This is a genomic window from Streptomyces aculeolatus (assembly GCF_020400605.1).
Classification (GTDB): domain Bacteria; phylum Actinomycetota; class Actinomycetes; order Streptomycetales; family Streptomycetaceae; genus Streptomyces; species Streptomyces aculeolatus.
Map to the genome: position 1 here is coordinate 137,407 of NZ_JAINRD010000019.1, position 21,979 is coordinate 159,385.

Annotated in this window: 19 protein-coding genes; 12 read left to right on the plus strand and 7 right to left on the minus strand. The window is 74.2% G+C overall.

The features are described 5' to 3' along the window. The first annotated feature begins 152 nt into the window (after positions 1-152). The 3 genes from LG396_RS27425 to LG396_RS27435 are packed head-to-tail and all read left to right on the plus strand — an operon-like array spanning position 153 to position 3,657. Positions 153-1,703: a flavin-containing monooxygenase gene (locus tag LG396_RS27425; protein ID WP_225796809.1), complete on the plus strand. Its 1,551-nt coding sequence runs from the start codon at positions 153-155 to the stop codon at positions 1,701-1,703. Next, positions 1,700-2,749, plus strand: coding sequence for an alpha/beta fold hydrolase (locus LG396_RS27430; RefSeq protein WP_225796810.1), 1,050 nt, complete (start codon positions 1,700-1,702; stop codon positions 2,747-2,749). The genes LG396_RS27425 and LG396_RS27430 overlap by 4 nt, the downstream gene beginning before the upstream one ends. Next, entirely contained in the window at positions 2,746-3,657 is a 912-nt protein-coding gene (locus LG396_RS27435; protein WP_225796811.1) for an SDR family oxidoreductase, read from the plus strand. The genes LG396_RS27430 and LG396_RS27435 overlap by 4 nt, the downstream gene beginning before the upstream one ends. Positions 3,658-3,768: 111 nt before the next feature. Here LG396_RS27435 and LG396_RS27440 read toward each other — a convergent pair whose 3' ends face one another. Next, positions 3,769-3,966 carry a hypothetical protein gene (locus tag LG396_RS27440; RefSeq protein ID WP_037745798.1) on the minus strand — a complete coding sequence of 66 codons (198 nt, stop codon included), beginning with the start codon at positions 3,964-3,966 and terminating at the stop codon, positions 3,769-3,771. A gap of 93 nt (positions 3,967-4,059) precedes the next feature. Then, positions 4,060-7,497 (minus strand): S41 family peptidase, encoded by a 3,438-nt coding sequence (locus LG396_RS27445; protein WP_225796812.1) that lies wholly within the window; start codon positions 7,495-7,497, stop codon positions 4,060-4,062. A 159-nt stretch (positions 7,498-7,656) separates the two neighbouring features. Here LG396_RS27445 and LG396_RS27450 point away from each other — a divergent pair, with 159 nt between their 5' ends. From LG396_RS27450 to LG396_RS27465, 4 genes are read left to right on the plus strand one after another with little or no spacing between them, the layout of a single operon-like run. Next, positions 7,657-8,859, plus strand: a complete 1,203-nt coding sequence (locus tag LG396_RS27450) for an energy-coupling factor ABC transporter permease (RefSeq protein ID WP_225796813.1) — start codon at positions 7,657-7,659, stop codon at positions 8,857-8,859. Positions 8,860-8,861: 2 nt separating this feature from the next. Continuing rightward, positions 8,862-9,626 carry a cobalt ECF transporter T component CbiQ gene (cbiQ, locus tag LG396_RS27455; RefSeq protein WP_225796814.1) on the plus strand — a complete coding sequence of 255 codons (765 nt, stop codon included), beginning with the start codon at positions 8,862-8,864 and terminating at the stop codon, positions 9,624-9,626. Beyond that, entirely contained in the window at positions 9,623-10,366 is a 744-nt protein-coding gene (locus LG396_RS27460; RefSeq protein WP_225796815.1) for an energy-coupling factor ABC transporter ATP-binding protein, read from the plus strand. Before cbiQ ends, LG396_RS27460 begins: the two co-directional genes overlap by 4 nt. Positions 10,367-10,376: 10 nt before the next feature. Beyond that, entirely contained in the window at positions 10,377-11,180 is an 804-nt protein-coding gene (locus LG396_RS27465) for an MOSC domain-containing protein (RefSeq protein WP_225796816.1), read from the plus strand. Between the two features lie 15 nt (positions 11,181-11,195). Here LG396_RS27465 and LG396_RS27470 read toward each other — a convergent pair whose 3' ends face one another. From LG396_RS27470 to LG396_RS27490, 5 genes are all read right to left on the minus strand, one after another. Continuing rightward, positions 11,196-12,446, minus strand: coding sequence for a hypothetical protein (locus tag LG396_RS27470; RefSeq protein WP_225796817.1), 1,251 nt, complete (start codon positions 12,444-12,446; stop codon positions 11,196-11,198). A gap of 108 nt (positions 12,447-12,554) precedes the next feature. Then, positions 12,555-13,406, minus strand: coding sequence for an EamA family transporter (locus LG396_RS27475; protein ID WP_100299536.1), 852 nt, complete (start codon positions 13,404-13,406; stop codon positions 12,555-12,557). Further along, positions 13,403-13,897, minus strand: coding sequence for a YbaK/EbsC family protein (locus LG396_RS27480; protein WP_037745827.1), 495 nt, complete (start codon positions 13,895-13,897; stop codon positions 13,403-13,405). Before LG396_RS27480 ends, LG396_RS27475 begins: the two co-directional genes overlap by 4 nt. Before the next feature lie 93 nt (positions 13,898-13,990). Further along, positions 13,991-15,721 carry a penicillin-binding transpeptidase domain-containing protein gene (locus tag LG396_RS27485; protein ID WP_225796818.1) on the minus strand — a complete coding sequence of 577 codons (1,731 nt, stop codon included), beginning with the start codon at positions 15,719-15,721 and terminating at the stop codon, positions 13,991-13,993. A 96-nt stretch (positions 15,722-15,817) separates the two neighbouring features. Next, on the minus strand, positions 15,818-17,578 hold the full coding sequence (locus LG396_RS27490; RefSeq protein ID WP_225796819.1) for a dolichyl-phosphate-mannose--protein mannosyltransferase: 1,761 nt from the start codon (positions 17,576-17,578) through the stop codon (positions 15,818-15,820). 236 nt (positions 17,579-17,814) lie between these two features. Here LG396_RS27490 and rsmI point away from each other — a divergent pair, with 236 nt between their 5' ends. From rsmI to LG396_RS27515, 5 genes are all read left to right on the plus strand, one after another. Continuing rightward, positions 17,815-18,675: a 16S rRNA (cytidine(1402)-2'-O)-methyltransferase gene (rsmI, locus tag LG396_RS27495; protein WP_225796820.1), complete on the plus strand. Its 861-nt coding sequence runs from the start codon at positions 17,815-17,817 to the stop codon at positions 18,673-18,675. Positions 18,676-18,796: 121 nt separating this feature from the next. After that, on the plus strand, positions 18,797-19,060 hold the full coding sequence (locus LG396_RS27500; RefSeq protein ID WP_018852753.1) for a hypothetical protein: 264 nt from the start codon (positions 18,797-18,799) through the stop codon (positions 19,058-19,060). Positions 19,061-19,138: 78 nt separating this feature from the next. Further along, on the plus strand, positions 19,139-20,062 hold the full coding sequence (locus LG396_RS27505) for a TatD family hydrolase (RefSeq protein WP_225796821.1): 924 nt from the start codon (positions 19,139-19,141) through the stop codon (positions 20,060-20,062). After that, positions 20,059-20,952, plus strand: coding sequence for a 16S rRNA (adenine(1518)-N(6)/adenine(1519)-N(6))-dimethyltransferase RsmA (rsmA, locus tag LG396_RS27510; RefSeq protein ID WP_037745840.1), 894 nt, complete (start codon positions 20,059-20,061; stop codon positions 20,950-20,952). Before LG396_RS27505 ends, rsmA begins: the two co-directional genes overlap by 4 nt. Then, positions 20,949-21,899, plus strand: a complete 951-nt coding sequence (locus LG396_RS27515) for a 4-(cytidine 5'-diphospho)-2-C-methyl-D-erythritol kinase (protein ID WP_225796822.1) — start codon at positions 20,949-20,951, stop codon at positions 21,897-21,899. The genes rsmA and LG396_RS27515 overlap by 4 nt, the downstream gene beginning before the upstream one ends. Positions 21,900-21,979: the final 80 nt, after the last annotated feature.

Genomic DNA, 21,979 nt, shown 5'->3' on the forward strand with positions numbered 1-21,979 from the left:
CCACCAGAGTAGGACCTCCTGCCGACACCCCGTCCCCCGGCGGAAGTCGATCACGCCGGCCCCCTACCCATCGGTAAGGACAAGCCCTACTCTCTCATCGTGCCAGTGAATGCTGGCGCGATTGCGGCTCCACTGCTGGGAGGACGACGGCGATGACGCGTGAACACGTCAGGGTGGCGGTGATCGGCTCCGGCTTCGGCGGCCTCGGGGCTGCCGTACGGCTGCGCCGGGAGGGGATCACGGACTTCGTCGTGCTGGAGCGGGCGGGCACGCTCGGCGGCACCTGGCGGGACAACAGCTATCCGGGCTGCGCCTGCGACGTCCCCTCGCACCTGTACTCGTTCTCCTTCGCGCCCAACGCCGAGTGGCCACGCACCTTCTCCGGGCAGCAGCACATCCGCGACTACCTGGAGCAGGTCGCCGACATCTTCGGGATACGGCAGCACATCCGCTTCGACCACGAGGTGCGCAGCATCCGCTGGGACGACGACGAGCTGCACTGGGAGATCGACACCGCGCACGCCGAACTCACCGCCGACGTCGTCGTCTCCGCCACCGGTCCGCTGTCCGACCCCAAGATCCCGGACATCCCCGGCCTCGACACGTTCCCCGGCAAGGTCTTCCACTCCGCGCGCTGGGACCACGGCGTGCCGCTGGGCGGCAAGCGCGTCGCCATGGTCGGCACCGGTGCCTCCGCCATCCAGATCGTGCCGTCCATCCAGCCCGAGGTGTCCCGGCTCACCGTCTTCCAGCGCACCCCGCCGTGGGTGCTGCCGCGCGTGGACCGCGCCATCAGCGCCCCCGAGCGGTGGCTGCACGCGCGCGTACCCGCGACGACGAAGCTGCGCAGGGGCATCCTGTGGGGCATCCGCGAGCTCCAGGTGGGGGCGTTCACCAAGCACCCCAACGAGCTGGGATTCGTGGAGGGCCTGGCCAAGCGGAACCTGGGCCGGGCCATCAAGGACCCCGAGCTGCGCCGCAAGCTCACCCCCGCCTACCGCATCGGCTGCAAGCGGATCCTGCTGTCCAACGACTACTATCCGGCGCTCGCCCAGCCCAACGTCGACGTCGTCGCCTCCGGTCTGAAGGAGGTGCGCGGCTCGACCCTCGTGGCCGCCGACGGCACCGAGACCGAGGCCGACGCGCTCATCTTCGGCACCGGCTTCCACGTCACGGACATGCCCATCGCCGACCGCATCAAGGGCCGCGACGGCACCACGCTCGCGGAGGCGTGGAGCGGCGGGATGGAGGCGCTGCGCGGTGCCAGCGCGGCCGGGTTCCCCAACCTGCTGACGGTCATCGGCCCCAACACGGGCCTCGGCAACAGCTCGATGATCCTCATCATCGAGGCGCAGCTGAACTACATGGCGGACTTCGTGCGCCGCCTCGACCACCTTGCCGGGCCGGGCGGCCGGGTCGCGCTCGACGCGCGGCCGGCGGCGGTGAAGGGCTGGAACGAACGGGTGCAGGAACGGATGAAGCGCACGGTGTGGAACACCGGCGGCTGCGACAGCTGGTACCTGGACGCCAACGGGCGCAACACGACCGTGTGGCCCGGTACGACGAGCGAGTTCAGGAAGGTGACGAGGAAGGTGCACGCGGAGGAGTACGAGGTCTTGCGCACCGGGGGAGGCGCGCCGCGTGCGGGCGCGGGCGCCGCCGAGTCCGCCGGCGCGCGCCGGGGCGAGGGGGGCGTCCGATGACGCGGCTCATGCACGTCACGTCCGGCCCGTACGCGCCGCCCACCCCGCGGCGCGAGCTGACCGCCGCCTCCGCCGACGGCACCCCGCTGTACGTCGAGGAGCACGGCCCGAAGGACGCGCCCGCGGTCGTCCTCGCGCACGGCTGGTGCTGCTCGACCGCCTTCTGGGCGCCCGTCGTCCGGCAGCTCGCACCCGACCACCGCGTCATCGCGTACGACCAGCGGGGCCATGGCCGCAGCCCCGAGGGCAGCCACGGCTCGTACCACACCGCCACCCTCGCCGACGACCTGGGCGCCGTGCTGGACGCGGTGCTGGCGCCCGGCGAGAAGGCCGTGATCGGCGGCCACTCGATGGGCGGCATGACGCTGATGGCCGCCGCCGGGCGCCCGTATCTGCGCGAGCGGGCGGCCGCCGTGATGCTGTGCAGCACGGGCAGCGCGCAGCTGGTGCCCGAGTCGCGGGTGGTGCCGCTGCGGGCCGGGGCGCTGCGCTCCGCGGTGCAGCGCGCGCTGCTGGTCTCGCGGCTGCCGATGGGGCCGGTGACGCCGCTGTCGAAGAAGGTGCTGGGCCCGGCGATCCTGGGCCGGGGCGCCACCCCGGCGCAGATCGAGGCGAGCGCCCGGATCGTCTTCGCCACCCCGCGCAAGGCGCGCGGCGTGTGGGGGCGGGTGCTGGCGACGCTCGACCTGGACGCGGACGTGGCCCGGATGCCGGTGCCGGCCGCGGTGGTGCACGGCAGCGCCGACCGGCTCACGCCGGTGCGGCTGGCGCGGAAGATCGAGGGGCTGCTGCCCGAGAGCGCGGGGTTCACCGAACTGGCCGGGCTGGGGCACATGACGCCCATCGAGGCGCCGTACGCGGTCGCCGAGGTGCTGCGCGGGCTCGTACGCGACCACCTGGCGGGAGCGCCGGAGGGGGCGCAGGCTGAAGATGCCGCCGACGCGACCGGCGGGGCGGCCGGCGAGACGGGCGCCGGGGCGCCCGGTGGGACGACTGCCGGACCGGCCGCCGCGGCGGCCGTCGAGAAGGAGGAGGCGGGCGCATGAGCCGCCGGCACGGACTCGTCGAGGGCAAGACCGTCGTCGTCACCGGCGCCGCCCGCGGCGTCGGCGCGCTGCTCGCGCGCCGGCTGGCGGCGCGCGGGGCGCGGCTCGCGCTGGTGGGGCTGGAGCCGGACGAGCTGAAGAAGGTCGCCGACTCGCTGCCGGGCGAGGCCGCCCACTGGCACGCCGACGTCACCGACCACGACGCGATGGCCGCCGCGGCGGCGGAGGTCGAGGAGCACTTCGGCGGCATCGACGTGGTCGTCGCCAACGCGGGCGTCGCCACCGGCGGCCCGTTCCTCGACTCCGACGCCGGCTCCTTCGACCGGGTCATCGAGGTCAACCTGCTGGGCAGCGTGGCCACCGCCCGCGCCTTCCTGCCCGCGCTGGTCCGTTCGCGCGGCTACCACCTCCAGATCGCCTCGCTCGCCGCCGTGACACCCGCGCCGATGATGGCGGCGTACTGCGCGTCGAAGTCGGGTGTGGAGGCGTTCGCGCACTGCCTGCGCGGCGAGGTCGGCCACCAGGGCGTGGACGTCGGCGTCGGCTATCTGAGCTGGACCGACACCGACATGGTGCGCGGCGCCGACGAGGACGAGGTGCTGCGCGACATGCGCGCGCGGCTGCCGTGGCCGTCCAACAAGACCTATCCGCTGGCGCCCGCCGTCGAGCGTCTCGTCGCGGGCATCGAGCGGCGCTCGCCGCACGTCTACGGGCAGTGGTGGCTGCGCGGCATGCAGTCGGTGCGCGGCGCGCTGCCGTCGCTGGTCACCGGGCCGCTGGGGCGGCGGGAGATGCGCAAGCTGGCGCCCCGGCTCGCCGCGACGCGGGAGGCGCGCGGCGGGCTGGTGGGCGCGGGCGGCGCGGCGGACGAGCGGACGCGGGCGCTGCGGGAGACGCGGGACGCGTAGCGCGCGGATGGGACGACGGCGCAGGGGCCGGGGACGGCGCAGGCGCGGGGCACGGCGAAGGGGCGCACCCGGTGCGGGTGCGCCCCTCGCGCGTGGCTCAACTACGCCGTGTCAGCGCTGCTCCTGCTCGTCGTCGCGGCCTTCCTGCATGCGGTCGCGGCCCCGCTCCGCGCCCTCCTGGGCACGCTGCGAAGGGTCCTGGCCGGACTCCTGCCCGCGCTCGCGGTTCTGCTGCGCCTTCTGCGCGGCCTCCTTGGCCTTCTTCGCGGCGTCGTCGGCCATGTCCTTCGCCTTGTCGAATGCGCCCATTCTTGTCACTCCTAGTGAGAGAGGGGATTCGGGCCTTCATCAGGCTTACATAGATGGGCGAATGCCGCATTTCGGGACCAAGTTCTGTGTCCGCTACGAGTGCTGCGTACGCGGCGGCAGCGGCGGCCTGCTCCGGTCCGGCACGTCGGTGTAGTCCGGCGGCGCCGCCGCCGGGTGCTCGGCCAGCAGGTCCAGCGCGGTGGCCACCGCGACGTTCAGCTCGGAGGTCCGGCCCTCCGCCCAGTCCAGCGGCGTGCGTTCCGCGACCACGTCGGGCGGGACGCCGGCGTTCTCCACGCCCCAGCCGTACTCGTCGAACCAGGCCGCGTTCATCGGCACCGTGATCACCGTGCCCTCGCCCAGCCGGTGCCGGCCCGTCATCCCGACGACCCCGCCCCACGTCCGCAGCCCCACCACCGGGCCGAGGCCCAGCAGTTTGAACGCCGCCGTGATCATGTCGCCGTCCGACGACGTGGCCTCGTCGGCCAGCGCCACCATCGGGCCGCGCGGCGCGGTCGAGGTGTACGACACGGGCTGCGCGTTGCGCGTCAGGTCCCAGCCCATGATCGTGCGGGTCAGCTTCTCCAGCACCAGCTCGCTGATGTGCCCGCCCGCGTTGCCCCGTACGTCCACGATCAGCGACTCCCGGTTCATCTCCATCCGCACGTCCCTGTTGAACTGCGCCCAGCCGCTGGCGACCAGGTCCGGGATGTGCAGGTAGCCGCAGCGCCCGCCGCTCAACTCGTGCACCACCGCGCGCCGCGCCGCCACCCAGTCCTGGTACCGCAGCGGCCGGTCGTCGACCAGCGGGACCACGGCGACCCGGCGCAGCCTGCCCCCACCGCCCTCGATCGCGAACGTCAGCTCCACCGAGGTGCCGCCGGCCCCCGCTAGCAGCGGGTAGGGACCGGTGACCGGGTCGACCGCGCGGCCGTCGACGTGCGTGAGCACCGAGCCCTCCGGGATGCCGGTGCCGGCCAGCGGGGAGCGGGCCCGGGTGTCGGAGGAGTCGCCGGGCAGGATGCGCACCAGCGCCCAGCCGAGGCCGTCGCGGGTGCGGACGAAGTTCACGCCGAGGAAGCCGATGGGCCGCTGGTAGTGCGGCGGGCCCTCGTTGCGGCGGGCGGGCGTGACGTACGCGTGCGACGTGCCCAGCTCGCCCAGCACTTCGCGCAGCAGGTCGGCGAACTCGTCCGGCGAGGCCACACGGTCCAGCAGCGGGCGGTACTGCGCCAGCACCGCGTCCCAGTCGACGCCGCACATGTGCGGCTCCCAGAAGTACGCCCGGATGATGCGGCCCGCCTCGTCGTACGCCTGGTGCCACTCGGCCACCGGGTCGGCGGTGTGCAGCACGCGCCGCATGTCGATGTACACGGTGGTGTCCGGGTCCGCCTGCGTGGTCGCCGGGATCGCGCGCAGCGAGCCGCCGTCGTTGGCCACCAGCCTGCTGCCGTCGCCGCTCACGGCGATCTCCGTGACCAGCGACGTCAGTTCGGTGAGCCGGGCGGTCGAGATGTCGAAGTGCTCCAGCGTCGGCCGGCCGGAGGTGTCCGAGGGGTTGGCGAACGTCTCGCCGAGCGCGCCGGAGATCGGCCAGCGCAGCCACACCAGCCCGCCGCCCGCGACCGGCACGAGGGACGAGTACTTCGACGCCGGCACCGGGATCGGCGCCACCCGGCTCTCCAGCCCCTCCGGATCGACCAGCACCGTGGAGTTCCCGCCGGCCGCCTCCGGCGCCGGCGGCGGCCCGACCGGGTCCATCCCGCCGGCGGCGGGCCGGCCCTCGGCGGACAGCGCGAACGGCGAAGGCGTCGCCGGATGCAGCGGTACGAGGTACGGGCGGGAGCCCAGCGGGAACGACAGGTCGCCGGTGTGCACGTCGTACACCGGGTCGAAGCCGCGCCAGGACAGGAACGCCAGATAGCGCCCGTCACGCGTGAACACCGGCTCCTCGTCCTCGAACCGGCCGTCCGTCACGTCCACGATCGTCCGGTCCGCGATCCGCGCGATCTTGATCTGCCGCAGCGAGCGGCCGATGCCCGGGTGCGCCCAGGCGATCCACTTGGAGTCCGGCGAGAACGCCAGGTCGCGTACGGGCCCGTTGACCGACCGGATCAGCTCGGTGACCTGGCAGTCGCCCGCCGCCTCCGCGGGCGACAGCTCCTCCGCGGCCCGCATCGCCTCGGCGAACTGTTCCGCCACCTCCGCCGACATCCGCTCGTCCGCGTGCACCCGCTCCGGCACCCGGACCAGCAGCAGGCGGCCGTCGTTCGAGGCGATCGCGATGTGCCGCCCGTCCGGCGAGGGCACCAGGGCCAGCACCCGGCCCAGCCGCCCCGCCGCCAGCCGCAGCGGCTCGCCGACGGCGCCGGTGCGCGGCAGGTCGGCGATCTCGATGGCGTCGTCGCCGGCGGCGTCCGTGACGTACGCGACGCGGTTGGTGTCGCCCAGCATCTCCGGCAGCCTGATCCGGACGCCGGGGGTCTCGGTGATCGTGCGCGCCGGGCCGTCGCGGTGGGTCAGCCAGTACAGCGCGCCGCGCACCGCGACGGCGCTGGCGCGCCCGGTGGTGTCGACGGTCAGTCCGTGGACGTTGTTCTGCGCGGCCACCTGGTACGGCCGCCGGCCGACCCGCGGGCTGCCGAGCCGGACGTCGAGGCGGCGCGGCCGCCCCCCGGGGCCGAAGTCCTCGGCGAGCCACAGCTCGCCCGCGCACTGGTAGACCACCCGCTGGCCGTCCGTGGCGGCGTTCCTGGCGTAGAACTCGGCGTGGTCGCTGTGCCGGCGCAGGTCCGTGCCGTCGGGGAGGCAGGAGTAGAGGTTGCCGGTGCCCTCGTGGTCGGAGAGGAAGGCGATCCGCGTGGCGGGCGGCGGCCCGACGAACATCACGCACTCCACGTGCCCGCCGAGGTCCGCGAGGAGCCTCTCACCGTGCAGGTAGATGCGGCCGGTGGCGCCGCCGCGGTAGCGCTTCCAGGCGGCGGGCTCGTGCGGCGGGCGGCCGGTGAGCAGCAGCGTCTTGCGGCAGCCGGAGAGTTCGGCGACGGCGATGTCGTCGACGGGGCCCCAGGGCAGCCGGCGCCCGGGGGAGCCGTCGGTCGCCACCAGGTAGGACCAGGTCTGGTACGACAGCGGCTGGCCCTGCGAGGACACCGCGAGGATCTGCGCCGCACCGCCCTCGCCGGCGGCCGGCGGGGTCCAGCCGCACACCCGGGTGTCCGGGCTGCCCCAGTACGTCAGCCGCCGCGCCCCGCCCCCCTCCGCCGACACGACGTGGATCTCGGCGTCGAGGCTGTGCCAACTGGTGAACGCGATGGACCGCCCGTCCGGCGAGAACCGCGGATGCCCCACGCGGGTGCGGTCGACGGTCAGCCGCCAGCCCCGCTCGGGCTTGGCGCCGGGGGCGGGCAGCGGGGCGAGCCACAGGTCGTCCTCGGCGGCGAAGCACAGGAGGTCCCCGTGCAGGTGGGGAAAGCGGAGGTAGGAGAGGCCCGGGCCGGGCGCGGCTGTGCTCTCGGAACCGGCTGTCACAAACTCCATGTTTCGGGGCGCAACGGGACACGGCAACTCGGGCGACACCTGTCGCGAGCCGGATGCTATTGCAATCTCTTTGCGATTGAGCTGGGTGACAGGGCCCCGACGTGTCGATACACAGGGGTCGAGGGCGGGAATCGACGGAGGGACGCCACCATGCACGTGCCCGACGGATTCATCGACGCACCCGTCTCGCTCGCCGCTGGCGCGGTCGCGGCGGGCGCCGTGGCCGTCGGCCTGCGCGGCGCGCGGCACGAACTGGCCGAGCGCACGGCACCGCTGGCCGGGCTCGTCGCGGCGTTCGTCTTCGCCGTGCAGATGCTGAACTTCCCGGTCGCGGCGGGCACGAGCGGGCACCTCCTGGGGGGCGCCCTGGCGGCGATACTCGTCGGGCCGTGGACGGCGGTGCTGTGCATAGCCGTCGTCCTGCTGATGCAGGCCCTGCTCTTCGCGGACGGCGGGCTGACCGCGCTGGGCGTGAACATCACGCTGATGGGCGTGGTGACGGTGGCGGTCTCCTACGCCGTCTTCCGCGCGCTGCTCGCGGTGCTGCCGCGGGGCGGGGGCGGCCGGGGCGGGCTCGGGGCGGCGGCGTTCGTGGCTGCGGCGCTGTCGGTACCGGCCTCCGCGCTGGCGTTCACGGGGCTGTACGCGCTGGGCGGCACGGCGGACGTGTCGCTGACGAAGGTGGCCACGGCGATGGTCGGCGTCCACCTCCTCATCGGCCTCGGCGAGGCGGCCATCACCACGGCGACGGTCGCCTCGGTGGCCGCGGTCCGGCCCGACCTGATCCACGGCGCGCAGGGGCTGCGGCGTCCGCTGGAGCTGCGTACGGCGGCGGTGGCGCGGCCGGGTGCGGGTGGAGGCGGAGGTGCGGGGGCGCCCGGTGCGGACGTACCGGTGGCGGCGGCCGGCGGCGGCACGGGGCCGGCGGACGGTCCGCAGGCGCCCGAGGCGCCGGCCTCGGGACGGGGGCCGCGGGGCCGGTCCACGCGGCGGATCTGGGCGGCGGGGGCGGCGGCCTCGCTGGTCCTCGCCGGGATCGTCAGCTTCTACGCCTCGTCCGACCCGGACGGCCTGGAGAAGGTCGCGGGCGACGAGGGCATCGCGAAGGAGGAGAAGGAGCACGCGCTCTCCGACTCCCCGCTCGCCGACTACGGCGTCGAGGACGTCACGAACACCCGCCTCTCCGGCGGCCTGGCGGGGGTCATCGGCGTCACCGCGACCCTGGCGGTGGGCAGCGGGGTGTTCGTCGTGCTCCGCCGCCGGACGGGTCCCGGCCAGCATTCCGACCAGGGTTCCGACCAGGGCGCCGGCGGGGTGTCCGCTCCGCCTCCGGCGACCCGGCAGGAAGGCTGACCTTGGGAGCGGGGCACACGCACAAGCTCTACCGGCACGGGGTCTCACGCGTGCACCGGCTGCCCGCGCACGTGAAGCTCGTCGCGGCCTTCTGCTTCGTCCTCGTCGTCGTCGCCACCCCCCGCGAAGCCGTGTGGGCCTTCGGCGCGTACGCCGTGCTGCTCGCCGCCGTCGTCGGCGCCGCGCGTGTGCCCCCGGGGTTCGTGCTGGTGCGGCTCGTCCTCGAAGTGCCCTTCGTCGCCTTCGCGGTGCTCCTGCCCTTCGTCGCGGAGGGTCCGCGCACCGAGGTCCTCGGTCTCTGGCTCAGCGAGTCCGGCCTCTGGGGGGCCTGGAACGTCCTCGCCAAGGGCACCATCGGCGTCGCCGCGTCCGTGCTGCTCGCCGCCACGACCGAACTGCGCGCGCTGCTCCTCGGGCTGCAACGGCTGCGCATGCCGGCGCTGCTGGTGCAGATCGCGTCCTTCATGGTCCGCTACGGCGACGTGATCGCCGACGAACTGCGCCGGATGCGCATCGCCCGCGAGTCACGCGGTTTCACCGCACGCGGCCCGCGCCACTGGGGCGTACTCGCCCGCACGGCCGGAGCCCTGTTCATCCGCTCCTACGAGCGCGGTGAGCGCGTCCACCTCGCCATGGTCAGCCGCGGCTACACGGGCACCATGCCCGTCGCCGACCGGGCGGGCACCACCGCGGCCCAGTGGTCGTACGCCGCCGCGCTGCCCCTCGCCGCCCTCGCCGTGTGCCTGCTGGGATGGAGCCTCGTATGACACCGCCCCCCGCCCTGGAGGTCGCCGGCCTCGCCTACGCCTACCCCGACGGCCACCAGGCCCTCTTCGGCGTCGACCTCACCGTTGAGCGCGGCGAGCGCGTGGCCGTCCTCGGGCCCAACGGCGCCGGCAAGACCACCTTCGTCCTGCATCTGAACGGCATCCTCGGCGGCGGCGCCGGCACCGTCCGCGTCGCCGGACTGCCCGTGGAGAAGCCGAACTTCGCCGAGATCCGCCGCCGCGTCGGCATCGTCTTCCAGGACCCCGACGACCAGCTGTTCATGCCCACCGTCCGCGACGACGTGGCCTTCGGGCCGGCTGCCGGCGGCATGCGCGGGCCCGAGCTGGAGGCCTGCGTGCAGCGTGCGCTGGCGCGGGTCGGCATGGCCGAGTACGCGGACCGGCCGCCGCACCACCTGTCCTTCGGCCAGCGCCGCCGGGTCGCCGTCGCCACCGTGCTGGCCATGGAGCCGGACCTGCTCGTGCTCGACGAGCCGTCCTCCAACCTCGACCCCGCCGCCCGCCGCGAACTCGCCGAGACCGTCCGTTCCCTCGACGTCACCGTGCTGATGGTCACCCACGACCTCCCCTACGCCCTCGAACTGTGCCCCCGCTCCGTCATCCTCGGCGGGGGACTGATCGTCGCCGACGGTCCGACCAAGGAACTCCTCCTCGACGCGGAACTGCTGGCCGCCTACCGCCTGGAAATACCCTTCGGCTTCGACCCGGGCCGGGCATAGGGTCCGAAGCATGCCCGAACTCCCGTCCGCGACAGCGGCTCCGGCGCACGCAACGGAACCGTCCGACGCCACCGTCGCCATGCTCCGGCGCTTCCCGGTCAAGTCCATGCTCGGCGAACGGCTGCCAGAACTCGTCATCGACGAGCGCGGCACCGCCGGCGACCGCCTCTGGGCCGTCACCTACGGCGACGGCAAGCTCGGCAGCGGTAAGAACTCCCGCCGCTTCCGCCGCACCGAGGGGCTGCTCCACTTCTCCGCCTCCTACACCGCCAACGCCACCGCCACCGCCGCCTCCTCCGGCGCCACCGCCACATCCGGCGCCGCCCGCGGCGACGGCACCGGCCGCCCGCACGTCGTCACTCCCGACGGCTCGGACCTGCGCGACGACGCGCACCTCGCCGAACTCCTCGGCGCGGACGTCCGGCTGGCCCGCGAGGACGCCGTATCGCACTTCGACGAGTGCGGCGTGACGCTGATAGGCACCGCCTCCCTGCACGCGCTGGGCCGCATATTGGGCGACACCGAACAGGCCGACGCCCGCCGCTTCCGCAAGAACATCCTCCTGAACACGGTCGAACCCTGGATCGAGGAGGACTGGGTGGGCCGGGAGGTGGCCGTGGGCGACGAGGTGCGGCTGCGGGTCACCAAGCGCATGAAGCGCTGCGTGATGACGACGATGTCGCAGCGCGACCTGCCGGAGGACCGCCGGGTGCTCAAGACGCTGACCGCGGACCGGGGGATGTGCATCGGCGTGGGCGCCGACGTCCTGACCCCCGGCACCGTACGCCTCGGCGACACGGTGCGCCCCGTCTGAGACCCGCCGGGCTCCTCAGCCCGCCGGCGGACTTCCCGGAGGCGGCGGCGGCCCCGCCGACGGCGGTGCGGCCGGGGGCGGCGGCGCGGCGATGGTCGGCGCCTGCGGCGCCGCGTCGTACCCCGGCTGTGGCGGAGACCCCGGCTGCGACGGCGTCCGGTCGGCTGCCTGCCCGACCGCCTGCCCCACCGGCTGCGGCGGTATGCGGCCGCCCGCCGCCGGCGGCGCGTACGCCTCCGCACCGGCCTCGGGCGCGCGCAGCATCATCGCGATCACCGCGACGGCTATCAGCGAGCCGCCGACGTAGGTGGCCAGGACGAGCCAGCCCTCCAGGTCCTCGGTGTACGCATCCCAGCCGAGGACGGGAATCTGCCGCTCTGACGGCACCTCGTTCGGGTAGTCGGTGATCGTCATGCCGATCATGCGGCGGACGTTGATGTAGAGGTAGACCGCGAGGACGGTGATCGCCGCACCGCGCACCACCGGACGCCGTAGCAGCGCCAGCACGCCGAGCGCCAGCAGCGACACCGCGAACACCGCCTCCCAGAACTCCGTGGTCCCGGCGAGCACCGGATAGAACGACTCGCCGGGGTCCACCAGTCCCTTGAAGTACTGGCCGGCGCTGACCCCCCCTTCGTCCCGGGTCAGCATGCGCACGATCCAGCCGACGAGCGCCAGGCCGAGCACCACCATCAGCCCGCCGGCGACCAGGTAGGCCTGCGTCCCCCCGGCCGGCGTCCCCGCGGGGTGCGCGGCCGGCCGCTCGCCCGCCCGCAGCATCAGCACCACCACGGCCGCCGAGAACAGCAGGACGAGGGACCAACTGCTGATGATCGCGACCTCGAGGTCGTTGCCCCCGATGTACCACTGCCGGAACTGGTCGCTTGTCGCCAGGCCGACCAGCTCGCGCGCGGCGGTCGCGAACATCACGAACCCGCACAGCAGCGCGGCCCCCCGCCCCGCCCGCCGGTTCATGGCCGCGACCACACCCGTCACCAGCAGCGCCGCCGTGAACGCCCACACGTACGGGCTGAACAGCTCGGGCTCCAGCATGACCCGCGGGTCGTACAGCGCCTTGAGGAAGTCGTCGGCCCCGCTGCTCACATAGTCGAAGTCGTAGTAGAGCCAGACGACCACCGTCCGGCCCAGGGCCGTGAGCAGCACCGCCACGGCCAGATACGCGCCCAGGCGCCGCGGCGCAAACTTGTCCGACGCCGCCGCCCCGGGCTGTCCTTTCGTCCCCTGGCCGAGCACTGCCATGGTCATCCCCCGTGTCTGTGTTGCCGAGATTCCATCCTGAAGGCCGAAGCCCCCGGAAAAAACCCCTGTGGATAACCCCTGTTGCGTACTCGTCACAGCCCCGGGACACCCCGGCTACGCCGGGAGCAGCACGAGCGCTATCCCCGCCACCATCAGGCACGCCCCCACGATCCGCGCCCCGCCGAACCGCTCCTTGAGGAACACCGCCCCGATCGCCGCCCCGACCACGATGCTCGACTCCCGCAGCGCCGCTATCGGCGCCAGCGGGGCGCGCGTCTGCGCCCAGAGCACCAGTCCGTACGCCGTGATGGAGATCGCCCCGCCCAGCAGCCCGCGCACCGCCACCGGCCGCAGTTCGCGCACGATCCCCGGGCCGCGGAGCACCAGCGCCGCCAGCGGGATCCACGGGCCCATCAGGAGCACCAGCCACGCCGTGTAGCCCATCGCGCTGCCGGAGGCGCGGACGCCGACGCCGTCGACGATCGTGTACGCGGCTATGGACAGGCCCGTCGCGAACGCCGCCGCCAGGGCCGGCCAGTGCGGGCGGGTGTCCGTGCCGCGCAGCCCCCACAGCGCGATGCCGCTCAGGCCCGCGCACGCCACCGCGACGCCCGCGGTCTGCCACAGGCCCAGCCGCTCGTCGAGGAAGAGGTGCGCGACCGCCGCCACGACCAGCGGGGCCGTGCCCCGGGCTATCGGGTAGACCTGCCCGAAGTCGCCCAGCCGGAACGACTGCATGAGCAGGGTCATGTACACGAGGTGGATGGCGACCGAGGCCAGCAGCCACGGCCAGGCGCCGGCCGCGGGGAACGGCACGAAGAACACCGCGGTCCCCGCGATCAGCAGGTCGCCCACGCCGATCAGCGCGAAGACGACCAACTGGTCCCTGAAACCGTGGGCGATGGCGTTCCAGGACGCGTGCATCACGGCGGCCGCGAGGACCGCCGCGGCTATGAGGGGGGTCACACCCCCGGCTCGCGCACCTCGGACACGTCCGCGACCCGTGCGCCCGCGTGCGCGACGAGGTCCTTGGGCGACATGGGGAACACCGTGTGCGGGTCGCCGGCGGCGGCCCAGACCTCGCCGTGGTCGAGGAGCCCGCGGTCGGCGAGGACCGTCATCCGCGTCACGTGCCCGAAGGGCGGCACGCCGCCGATGGCGTACCCCGTGGCCTCGCGCACCACCGCCGCGTCCGCCCGGCGCACGCCCGCGGCGCCCAACTCGGCCCGTACGCGCTCGGTGTCCACCCGCGAGGCGCCGTCCATCAGGACGAGCACCGGTGCGCCGTCCGCCGCGAAGATCAGGGACTTGACGATCTGGCTCAGCTCGCAGCCGATGGCCTCCGCGGCCTGCGCCGCCGTCCGGGTGGCGTCGGGGAAGCGGCGTACCGGGACGCTCAGGCCGAGTTCGGCGAGGGCGGCGGCGAAGAGCGGATGTGCGGCGTCGGCTGTCGTCATGGAGGTGACGTTAACGCCCGGTGTACGGGCCACGCGAACACATTCCGCCCACCGGGACCCGGCGGCGCGCCGCCGGGTCCCGGTACGTGCGCCTCAGCCGCCGTGCGCCGCCAGCACGTCCCGCACCAGCGGGCCCGCGAACTCGCCGCCGTGCCCGATGTTCGGCACCGTGGCCGCCGCCGCCAGATCCCCGCGGTACGCGGTGAACCAGGCGTCGGTCTCCTCCTGGCCGCCCATTTCCGCCGAGCCCGTCTTCGCGCCCACCTGACCGGTCAGCCCGCTCATCGCGCCCGCCGCCGTCCCGTACGACGCGGTCGCCTCCATCAGCTCCCGCAGCTCCTGCGCGGTCGACGTCTTCATCGACTTCGGCGCGGTCGCGAACTGCCGCCCGTCGAACGACTGCGGGACCAGATGCGGCTGCTTGAACACGCCGGCCTTCGCGGTCGCCGACACCGACGCCATCGTCAGCGGGTTCATCCGCACGCCGCCCTGGCCGATCAGCGACAGCGCCATCTCCACGCCGGACTGCACCGGCACCGCGCCGTCGAAGGTGGTCACGCCCGTCTGCCAGTTGAGCCCGATGCCGAAGACGTCCCTGGCCTGCTTCGTCAGGTCGTCGTTCTCCAGCTTCTCGGCCATCGAGATGAACGCCGTGTTGCAGGAGGCGGTGAAGGACTCGGCGAACGTGCCGCCCTGGATCGTGAAGGAGTTGTCCCCGACGTTCTCGAACTGCCAGCCGCCGTACGCCTTGTACCGCGGGCACGGGTGCGGCTCGTCGGGCGCGGCCATGCCCTTGTCCATGAGCATCGAGGCCGTGACGACCTTCATCGTCGAGCCGGGCGGCAGGGTGCCCTGCAGCGCGGTGTTGAAGCCGTTGCCCGTCTGGTTGGCGACCGCGAGGATCTCGCCGGTGCTGGGCTTGAGCGCCACGAGGGCCGCGCCGCCCTGCTTGGCGACCGCCGCTTCGGCGGTCTCCTGCACGTCCGCGTCCAGCGTCGTCGTCAGCGTGCCGGGTTTGGCCTTGGAGAGCACCAGAAGGGTCTCGGGCGCGGCCGCCTTGTCGTCGTCCTTGTCGTCCTTCTCGTTCTTCTTCCTGGCGGCGCTCTCCGTCCAGACCTTGACGCCCGCCTTGCCGCCGGCCTTCGCGCCGTACCGTTCACGCAGGTCGGCGACGACCGGCGCGAGCGAGGGGTACTTCTCGGGGTCGAGTTCGGCACCGGTGCGGTCCAGCGCCCTGATCGGCGGGGCCTCCCGCGAACCGGTCCGCAGCCGCTCGCCCTCGGAGAGCTTGGGATGTATGAGGGACGGGTCCCAGGCGACCTCGACGTCGCCCGTCTTCTCGTCCCGTACGACCTCCAGCGCCGAGGTGTACGCCCAGGGCTTGACGGTGTCCTCGAACGTCACCTGGGCGTCGACGCTGAACGGCACCCTGGTGCCGTCGGCCGGGCCGGGGGTCAGCTTGACCCTCTCGACACCCGCGTCCTTGCGGTACGACGTCAGGCCGGCGAGCGCCGCCTTCCGGTCGTCCGTCAGCCCGGCCGCGGTCTCGGTCTGGCCGCCCGCCCAGGCGGTCAGGAACTCCGCGGCGGCCCTGCTCGCCTCCCTGGGGCCCGGTGGCCCGGTCTTCACCGGATCGGATGAGGCCTGCGCCGACAGCGTGTTGCCGCCGGCCTCCGCTTCGTCGTCCTCCAGGAGGCTGTACGCGCCGAAGCCCGCCGCACCGACGACCGCGGCACCGACTCCGACGATTACTGCGATCCGGGTGCGCGTCGTTCGTGCCGACGCACCTGATCCGGCGTGTCTGCGCCGGTGGCTGCCCGCCATCTGCCGTGCTCCCTCTGCGCGCCCCGAGACCATGTCGACCCTGCGTCAAGCACATTAAGCCACCTGCCGCACCGCCGCCCACCGTGCCGGTGGTGCTCAGACCCAACTCCCCAGCCACATGCGCGCCTCCCAGGCGTCGCGCGTGATCGTTTCGCCGGTGTAGATCGGCCAGAAGTAGATGAAGTTCCAGAGCACGAGGAGGACGAGCACCCCGGCCGCGACCACGCCCGCGGCTCTGCGCCATTCGGTGGGCTGAGCGGGTCCGGGAGCCGGTCCGCCGCCGGACGCGACTGTGCCCTGGCCGGCGAGGGCCGCGGTGCCGGCGCGGGCCATCGCGCCGAGCATCATCGTCACCGCCAGGCACAGGTACGGAACGAAGACGACGGCGTAGAAGAGGAAGATCGTGCGCTCTTGGTAGAAGAGCCACGGCACCCAGCCGGCCGCCAGCCCGCACAGGATCGCGCCCGCGCGCCAGTCGCGGCGCAGGCCCCAGCGGTAGAGCGCGTAGACCGCGGCCGCCACGCCCAGCCACCACAGCAGCGGGGTGCCCAGCGCCAGGACCTCGCGGGCGCAGTTCTCCGTCGCGTCGGCGGGGCAGCCGTCTTCGCCGGGCCGGGGGTCGTCCCAGAAGTACGAGACGGGCCGGCCCACCACGGGCCAGCTCCACGGGTTGGAGTCGTAGGTGTGGCCGGAGTCGAGGTTGACGTGGAACCTGTAGACCACCGCGTGGTAGTGCCACAGGCTGCGCACGGCGTCGGGGATGAACGGGAACGCGGTGTCGCGGTCCTCCGCCCAGCCGCGGAAGTAGCCGTTGCCGGAGGCGAACCAGCCGGTCCAGGAGGCGACGTACACCGCGGCCGCCACCGGCACCGTGGAGAAGAACGCCGGCACCACGTCGAGGCGCAGTGCGCGCGCGTACGGGCGGCGGGATCCGGCCGTACGGCGTGCGCCCGCGTCCCACAGCACCGTCAGCAGGCCGAACGCGGCGAGGATGAACAGCGCGTTCCACTTGGTGCCCAGCGCGAGCCCCATGCAGACCCCCGCGGCGAGCCGCCACGGCCGCGCCCCCAGCCGCAGCCCGGAGGCCACCGCGTCGTCCGGCCGCCCCGCCGGCAGCGTGGCGGCCAGCCGTTCGCGCGCGCGGTCCCGGTCGACGAGCAGGCAGCCGAACGCCGCCAGCACCCAGAACATCAGCACCAGGTCGAGCAGCGCCGTGCGGCTCATCACGAAGTGCAGCCCGTCCACCGCCAGCAGCAGCCCCGCCAGGCAGCCGAGCAGCGTCGAGCGGAACAGCCGGCGGCCGATGCGGCACAGCATGAGCACCGACAGCGTGCCGAGCAGGGCGACGACGAAGCGCCAGCCGAAGGGCTCCAGGCCGAACGCCCACTCGCCGAGCGCGATCATCCACTTGCCGACGGGCGGGTGGACGACATACCCGGGATCCTCGCTGAGCGGGATGACCTGCGGGTCGTCGAGGAGCTTGTCGTTGGCGTCCTTGGGCCAGCTGCCCTCGTAGCCGAGCTGGAGCAGCGACCAGGCGTCCTTCGCGTAGTACGTCTCGTCGAATATCACCGCGCGCGGGCTGCTCAGGTTCACGAACCGCAGCACGCCGGCGAAGAGCGCCACGAGCAGCGGCCCGCCCCACGCGCCCAGCCGCGCGATCCGCAGCGCCGTCGCCGCGGGCACGCCGGCCACCTGCAGCAGCCGCGCACCGGAGCGCCGGTACGGCGGCACCAGCCGCTCCGTGACACCGGGCTCGCGCCGGGGCACGTACCCGAACGCGCGGAGCCGCCGCCGCCACCCGGGGGCGGGCGCCGACCGGCTCTGCGCGGGCTGCGTCACGGTGTCACTGCTCACGGGGGCATCCTAGGCGCGCCCGCCCCGCGGGCAGGCGGAGTGATCCGGACCGGCCCGAACGCCCCGTACGGCGCCCCCCGGCCGGGCCGCCGCCCCGCCGCCGGACGCCGCGTGAGCGGCGCCGGCATCCCGGGGCCCGCGCTCCTGGGCGCGGGGCGCCCGGTACGGCGTGGCAGTATGAACGGTTGCCGACGACGCCCGTGGCTGTGACGCAACATGGTGAAGATGCAGGTGAGATGACGGTGACCGGACTCCTCGTACTGGCAGGCACGCCCATCGGCGACCCCGGGGACGCCCCGCCGCGGCTGGCGACCGAGCTGGCCGCCGCCGACGTCATCGCCGCCGAGGACACCCGCCGGCTGCGCCGGCTGACGCAGGCGCTCGGGGTGCAGCCCACGGCCCGCGTCGTGTCGTACTTCGAGGGCAACGAGAGCGCCCGCACCCCCGACCTCGTCGAGGAGCTGGCCGGCGGCGCGCGCGTGCTGCTGGTCACCGACGCCGGCATGCCCTCCGTCTCCGACCCCGGCTACCGCCTCGTCGCCGCCGCGGTACGGCGCGGCATCACCGTCACCGCCGCGCCCGGCCCGTCCGCGGTGCTGGCGGCGCTCGCGGTCTCGGCGCTGCCGGTGGACCGGTTCTGCTTCGAGGGGTTCCTGCCGCGCAAACCGGGGGAGCGGCTGGCGCGGCTGCGCGAGGCGGCGGCCGAGCGGCGCACCCTGGTGTACTTCGAGGCCCCGCACCGGCTCGCCGACAGCCTCGCGGCGATGGCCGGGGTCTTCGGCGAGGACCGCAGGGCCGCCGTGTGCCGGGAGCTGACCAAGACGTACGAGGAGGTCAGGCGCGGCCCGCTGCGGGAGCTGGCGGACTGGGCGGCCGACGGCGTACGCGGCGAGGTCACGGTCGTGGTGGAGGGCGCCCCCGAGGACCGCGAGCGGCCCGGTGCCACGGAGCTGGTCCGCCGGGTCACCGTCCGTGAGGAGGCGGGGGAGGCGCGCAAGGAGGCCATCGCGGCGGTCGCCCGGGACGCCGGGGTACCCAAGCGCGAGGTGTTCGATGCCGTGGTGGCGGCGAAAAACTCGGCAAACAACTCAGAGTAGCCGGATCAAAACTCCTTCAATTGATGGTATGGGCGGCTGCGGGCCGTGCCGAATGGGTGTCCACTGGAATAGGGGATGCCTTTCGGCGACTTGTCCCTCACATGGACAAGAGGAGCTGCCAATGTCCGAGCCCGAGCCAGTGATCGAATCGTATGCCTTCGCCTGCATGATGTGCGGGCACGGCTGGGAGCAGACCTACGAGATCCACCACCACGTGGATTCGAAGGGCCGGCCCTTCGTCACGTACCACACCGACGGGGAACGGGTGCCCTCGCCGCTCACCCGGCCCACGTGCCTGAACTGCGGCGAGCACGTCGTACGCATCATGCGCGCCGGCCAGGTCCGGTCCGTCGAGGCGGTGCGGCAGCGCTCACGCCGCGACTGACCCCGCGGGGACCCCGCGCGGGCCGCCAGCGCACCGCCCCGCACGGCGGTGTTGTACCGGGCCAGTAGAGTCCCCGGCATGGCTCAGCACACCTCCGGCGGCGCGGACGCGAAGTCCGCGCCGCCGCCGCCCGAGCCGCTCGGGCACCCCGCGGCGGACTCGCACACGCACCTGGACATGCAGGACGGCACGGTCGCCGACGCCGTGGCCGCGGCCGCCCGGGTGGGCGTCACCACCCTCATCCAGGTGGGCTGCGACCTGGAGCGCTCCCGCTGGTCCGCGGAGACCGCCGCCGCGCACGACGCCGTGTGGGCGACGGTCGCCCTGCACCCCAACGAGGCCCCGCGGCTCGGCGCCGGCCTGGCGGCCGCCCTCGACGAGATCGACGCGCTCGCCGCGCTGCCGCAGGTCGTCGGCGTCGGCGAGACCGGCCTCGACTACTTCCGGACGGGCCCCGAGGGAATCGCCGCCCAGCAGCACTCGTTCCGCCGCCATGTCGACATGGCAAAACGCCGGCAAAAAGCCCTCGTCATTCACGATCGGGAGGCGCACGACGACGTGCTGCGCATTCTTGATGAAGAAGGGGCGCCGGAGCGGGTGGTATTCCACTGCTATTCCGGTGACGCGGAGATGGCCGAAACCTGTGCGGAAAACGGTTACTTCATGTCCTTCGCAGGAAACGTGACCTTCAAGAACGCGGGGCAGTTGCGCGAGGCGGTCGCCGTCGCCCCCGCGGAGCTGCTGCTCGTCGAGACGGACGCGCCGTTCCTGACGCCGATGCCGTACCGGGGCCGCCCCAACGCCCCGTACCTGATCCCCCTCACGCTGCGCGCCATGGCCGACGTGCGCGGCACGGACCCCGACGAGCTGGCCGCGGCGATCGCGGCGAACACCGCGCGCGCGTTCGGCTACGCCCCGGCCGGCGCGCCGGGCGCCGCCCCCGCAGCCCCGGGCGACTCGCCGCCGGTCGGCCGGGACGCAGGGCATAACCTGAAGCGGTGAGCGCCACCACCGGCGAGCCGGACCCGCTGCTCGGCCCCGCGGACGTCCGCGAGCTGGCGGCGGCCCTCGGCGTACGCCCCACCAAGCAGCGCGGCCAGAACTTCGTCATCGACCCCAACACCGTCCGCCGCATCGTGCGCGCCGCCGGCGTGCGGCCCGACGACGTCGTCGTCGAGATCGGCCCCGGCCTCGGCTCGCTCACCCTCGCCCTGCTCCAGGCGGCGTCCCACGTCACGGCCGTCGAGATCGACGACGCCCTCGCCAACGCCCTCCCCGCGACCGTACGGGCCAGGCTGCCGCGGCGCGCGGAGCACTTCGCGCTCCTGCACGCCGACGCGCTGCGGGTCACCGAGCTGCCGGGCCCGGAGCCGACGGCGCTGGTGGCCAACCTCCCGTACAACGTCGCCGTGCCCGTGCTGCTGCACATACTGGCCACGTTCCCCGGCATCGAACGCAGCCTGGTCATGGTGCAGGCCGAGGTCGCCGACCGGCTCGCCGCCGCCCCCGGGTCGAAGGTCTACGGGGTGCCGTCGCTGAAGGCCGCCTGGTACGCGGACGTCAAGCGCGCCGGCGCCATCGGCCGCAACGTCTTCTGGCCCGCGCCGAACGTCGACTCCGGGCTCGTCTCGCTCACCCGCCGCGAGCCGCCCGCGACCGGCGCCACCAGGACCGAGGTCTTCGCCGCCGTCGACGCCGCCTTCGCCCAGCGCCGCAAGACGCTGCGCGCGGCGCTCACCGGCTGGGCCGGCTCGGCACCCGCGGCGGAGGCCGCGCTGCGCGCCGCGGGCGTCTCGCCGCAGGCCCGCGGCGAGGCGCTGACCATCGAGGACTTCGCGCGGATCGCGGAGTCCCGGCACCGGACCGCCACCACGAGGAGCAGCACGCCGTGACACCGGGATCGACCACGCCCCCGTCCGCCGGGGCGCGGAGCGTCACCGTCCGCGTACCCGCGAAGGTCAACGTGCAGCTCGCCGTCGGCCCGCCGCGCCCGGACGGCTTCCACGACCTCGCGAACGTCTTCCTCGCCGTCGGCCTCTACGACGAGGTCACCGCCACCGAGGCCGACGACCTGCGCGTCACGGTCTCGGGCCCGGACGCCGCCGCCGTACCCGCGGACGCCACGAACCTCGCCGCCCGCGCCGCGCAGGCGCTCGCCGCCCGGCACGGGCGGGAGACGAACGTCCACCTGCACATCGCGAAGGACATCCCCGTCGCCGGCGGCATGGCCGGCGGCAGCGCGGACGGCGCGGGCGCGCTGCTGGCCTGCGACAAGCTGTGGGGCACCGGGACCGGCACCGACGAGTTGCTGCGGATCTGCGCCGAACTCGGCAGCGACGTGCCGTTCAGCCTGGTCGGCGGGGCGGCGCTGGGGCGCGGGCGGGGCGAGCGGCTGACGCCGCTGTCCGCGAAGGGCCCGCTGCACTGGGTCTTCGCGGTGGCCGACGGCGGGCTGTCGACGCCGGAGGTCTACGCCGAGTTCGACCGCCTGGCGGCGGGCCGGCCCGTACCGGAGCCGGACCCGTCCCCCGCGGTGCTGGACGCGCTGGGCTCCGGCGACCCGGCGGCGCTGGCGGCGGCCCTGACGGCCATCGACGGCGGCAACGACCTCCAGCCCGCGGCCCTCTCCCTCCGCCCGTCCCTGGCCGCGACCCTCGACGCCGGCACCGCGGCGGGCGCCCTGGCGGCCCTGGTCTCGGGGTCGGGCCCGACGTGCGCGTTCCTGACGGCGGACGAGCCGGCGGCGGAGGCCGTCGCGGCGGCACTGGAGTCGTCGGGCACCTGCCGCGGCGCCCGGGTGGCCCGGGCCCCGGCGCCGGGGGCGGCCGTGGTGGGCTGACGCCCGGGAAAGGCCGCGGGCACCGGTTCGCGGTCTGCGAACTACGCTGGGAGGCCGTCCGCCGAGGAACCCGACCCGAC

Bases quoted from the DNA above. Each gene is read 5' to 3' on its own strand.
- LG396_RS27505 (WP_225796821.1), top strand. From the start codon at position 19,139: ATGGCTCAGCACACCTCCGGCGGCGCGGACGCGAAGTCCGCGCCGCCG.
- LG396_RS27470 (WP_225796817.1), bottom strand. From the start codon at position 12,446: ATGACCATGGCAGTGCTCGGCCAGGGGACGAAAGGACAGCCCGGGGCG.
- LG396_RS27440 (WP_037745798.1), bottom strand. From the start codon at position 3,966: ATGGGCGCATTCGACAAGGCGAAGGACATGGCCGACGACGCCGCGAAG.
- LG396_RS27500 (WP_018852753.1), top strand. From the start codon at position 18,797: ATGTCCGAGCCCGAGCCAGTGATCGAATCGTATGCCTTCGCCTGCATG.
- rsmI (WP_225796820.1), top strand. From the start codon at position 17,815: ATGACGGTGACCGGACTCCTCGTACTGGCAGGCACGCCCATCGGCGAC.
- LG396_RS27485 (WP_225796818.1), bottom strand. From the start codon at position 15,721: ATGGCGGGCAGCCACCGGCGCAGACACGCCGGATCAGGTGCGTCGGCA.
- LG396_RS27425 (WP_225796809.1), top strand. From the start codon at position 153: ATGACGCGTGAACACGTCAGGGTGGCGGTGATCGGCTCCGGCTTCGGC.
- LG396_RS27460 (WP_225796815.1), top strand. From the start codon at position 9,623: ATGACACCGCCCCCCGCCCTGGAGGTCGCCGGCCTCGCCTACGCCTAC.
- LG396_RS27480 (WP_037745827.1), bottom strand. From the start codon at position 13,897: ATGACGACAGCCGACGCCGCACATCCGCTCTTCGCCGCCGCCCTCGCC.
- LG396_RS27465 (WP_225796816.1), top strand. From the start codon at position 10,377: ATGCCCGAACTCCCGTCCGCGACAGCGGCTCCGGCGCACGCAACGGAA.
- LG396_RS27450 (WP_225796813.1), top strand. From the start codon at position 7,657: ATGCACGTGCCCGACGGATTCATCGACGCACCCGTCTCGCTCGCCGCT.
- LG396_RS27435 (WP_225796811.1), top strand. From the start codon at position 2,746: ATGAGCCGCCGGCACGGACTCGTCGAGGGCAAGACCGTCGTCGTCACC.
- LG396_RS27430 (WP_225796810.1), top strand. From the start codon at position 1,700: ATGACGCGGCTCATGCACGTCACGTCCGGCCCGTACGCGCCGCCCACC.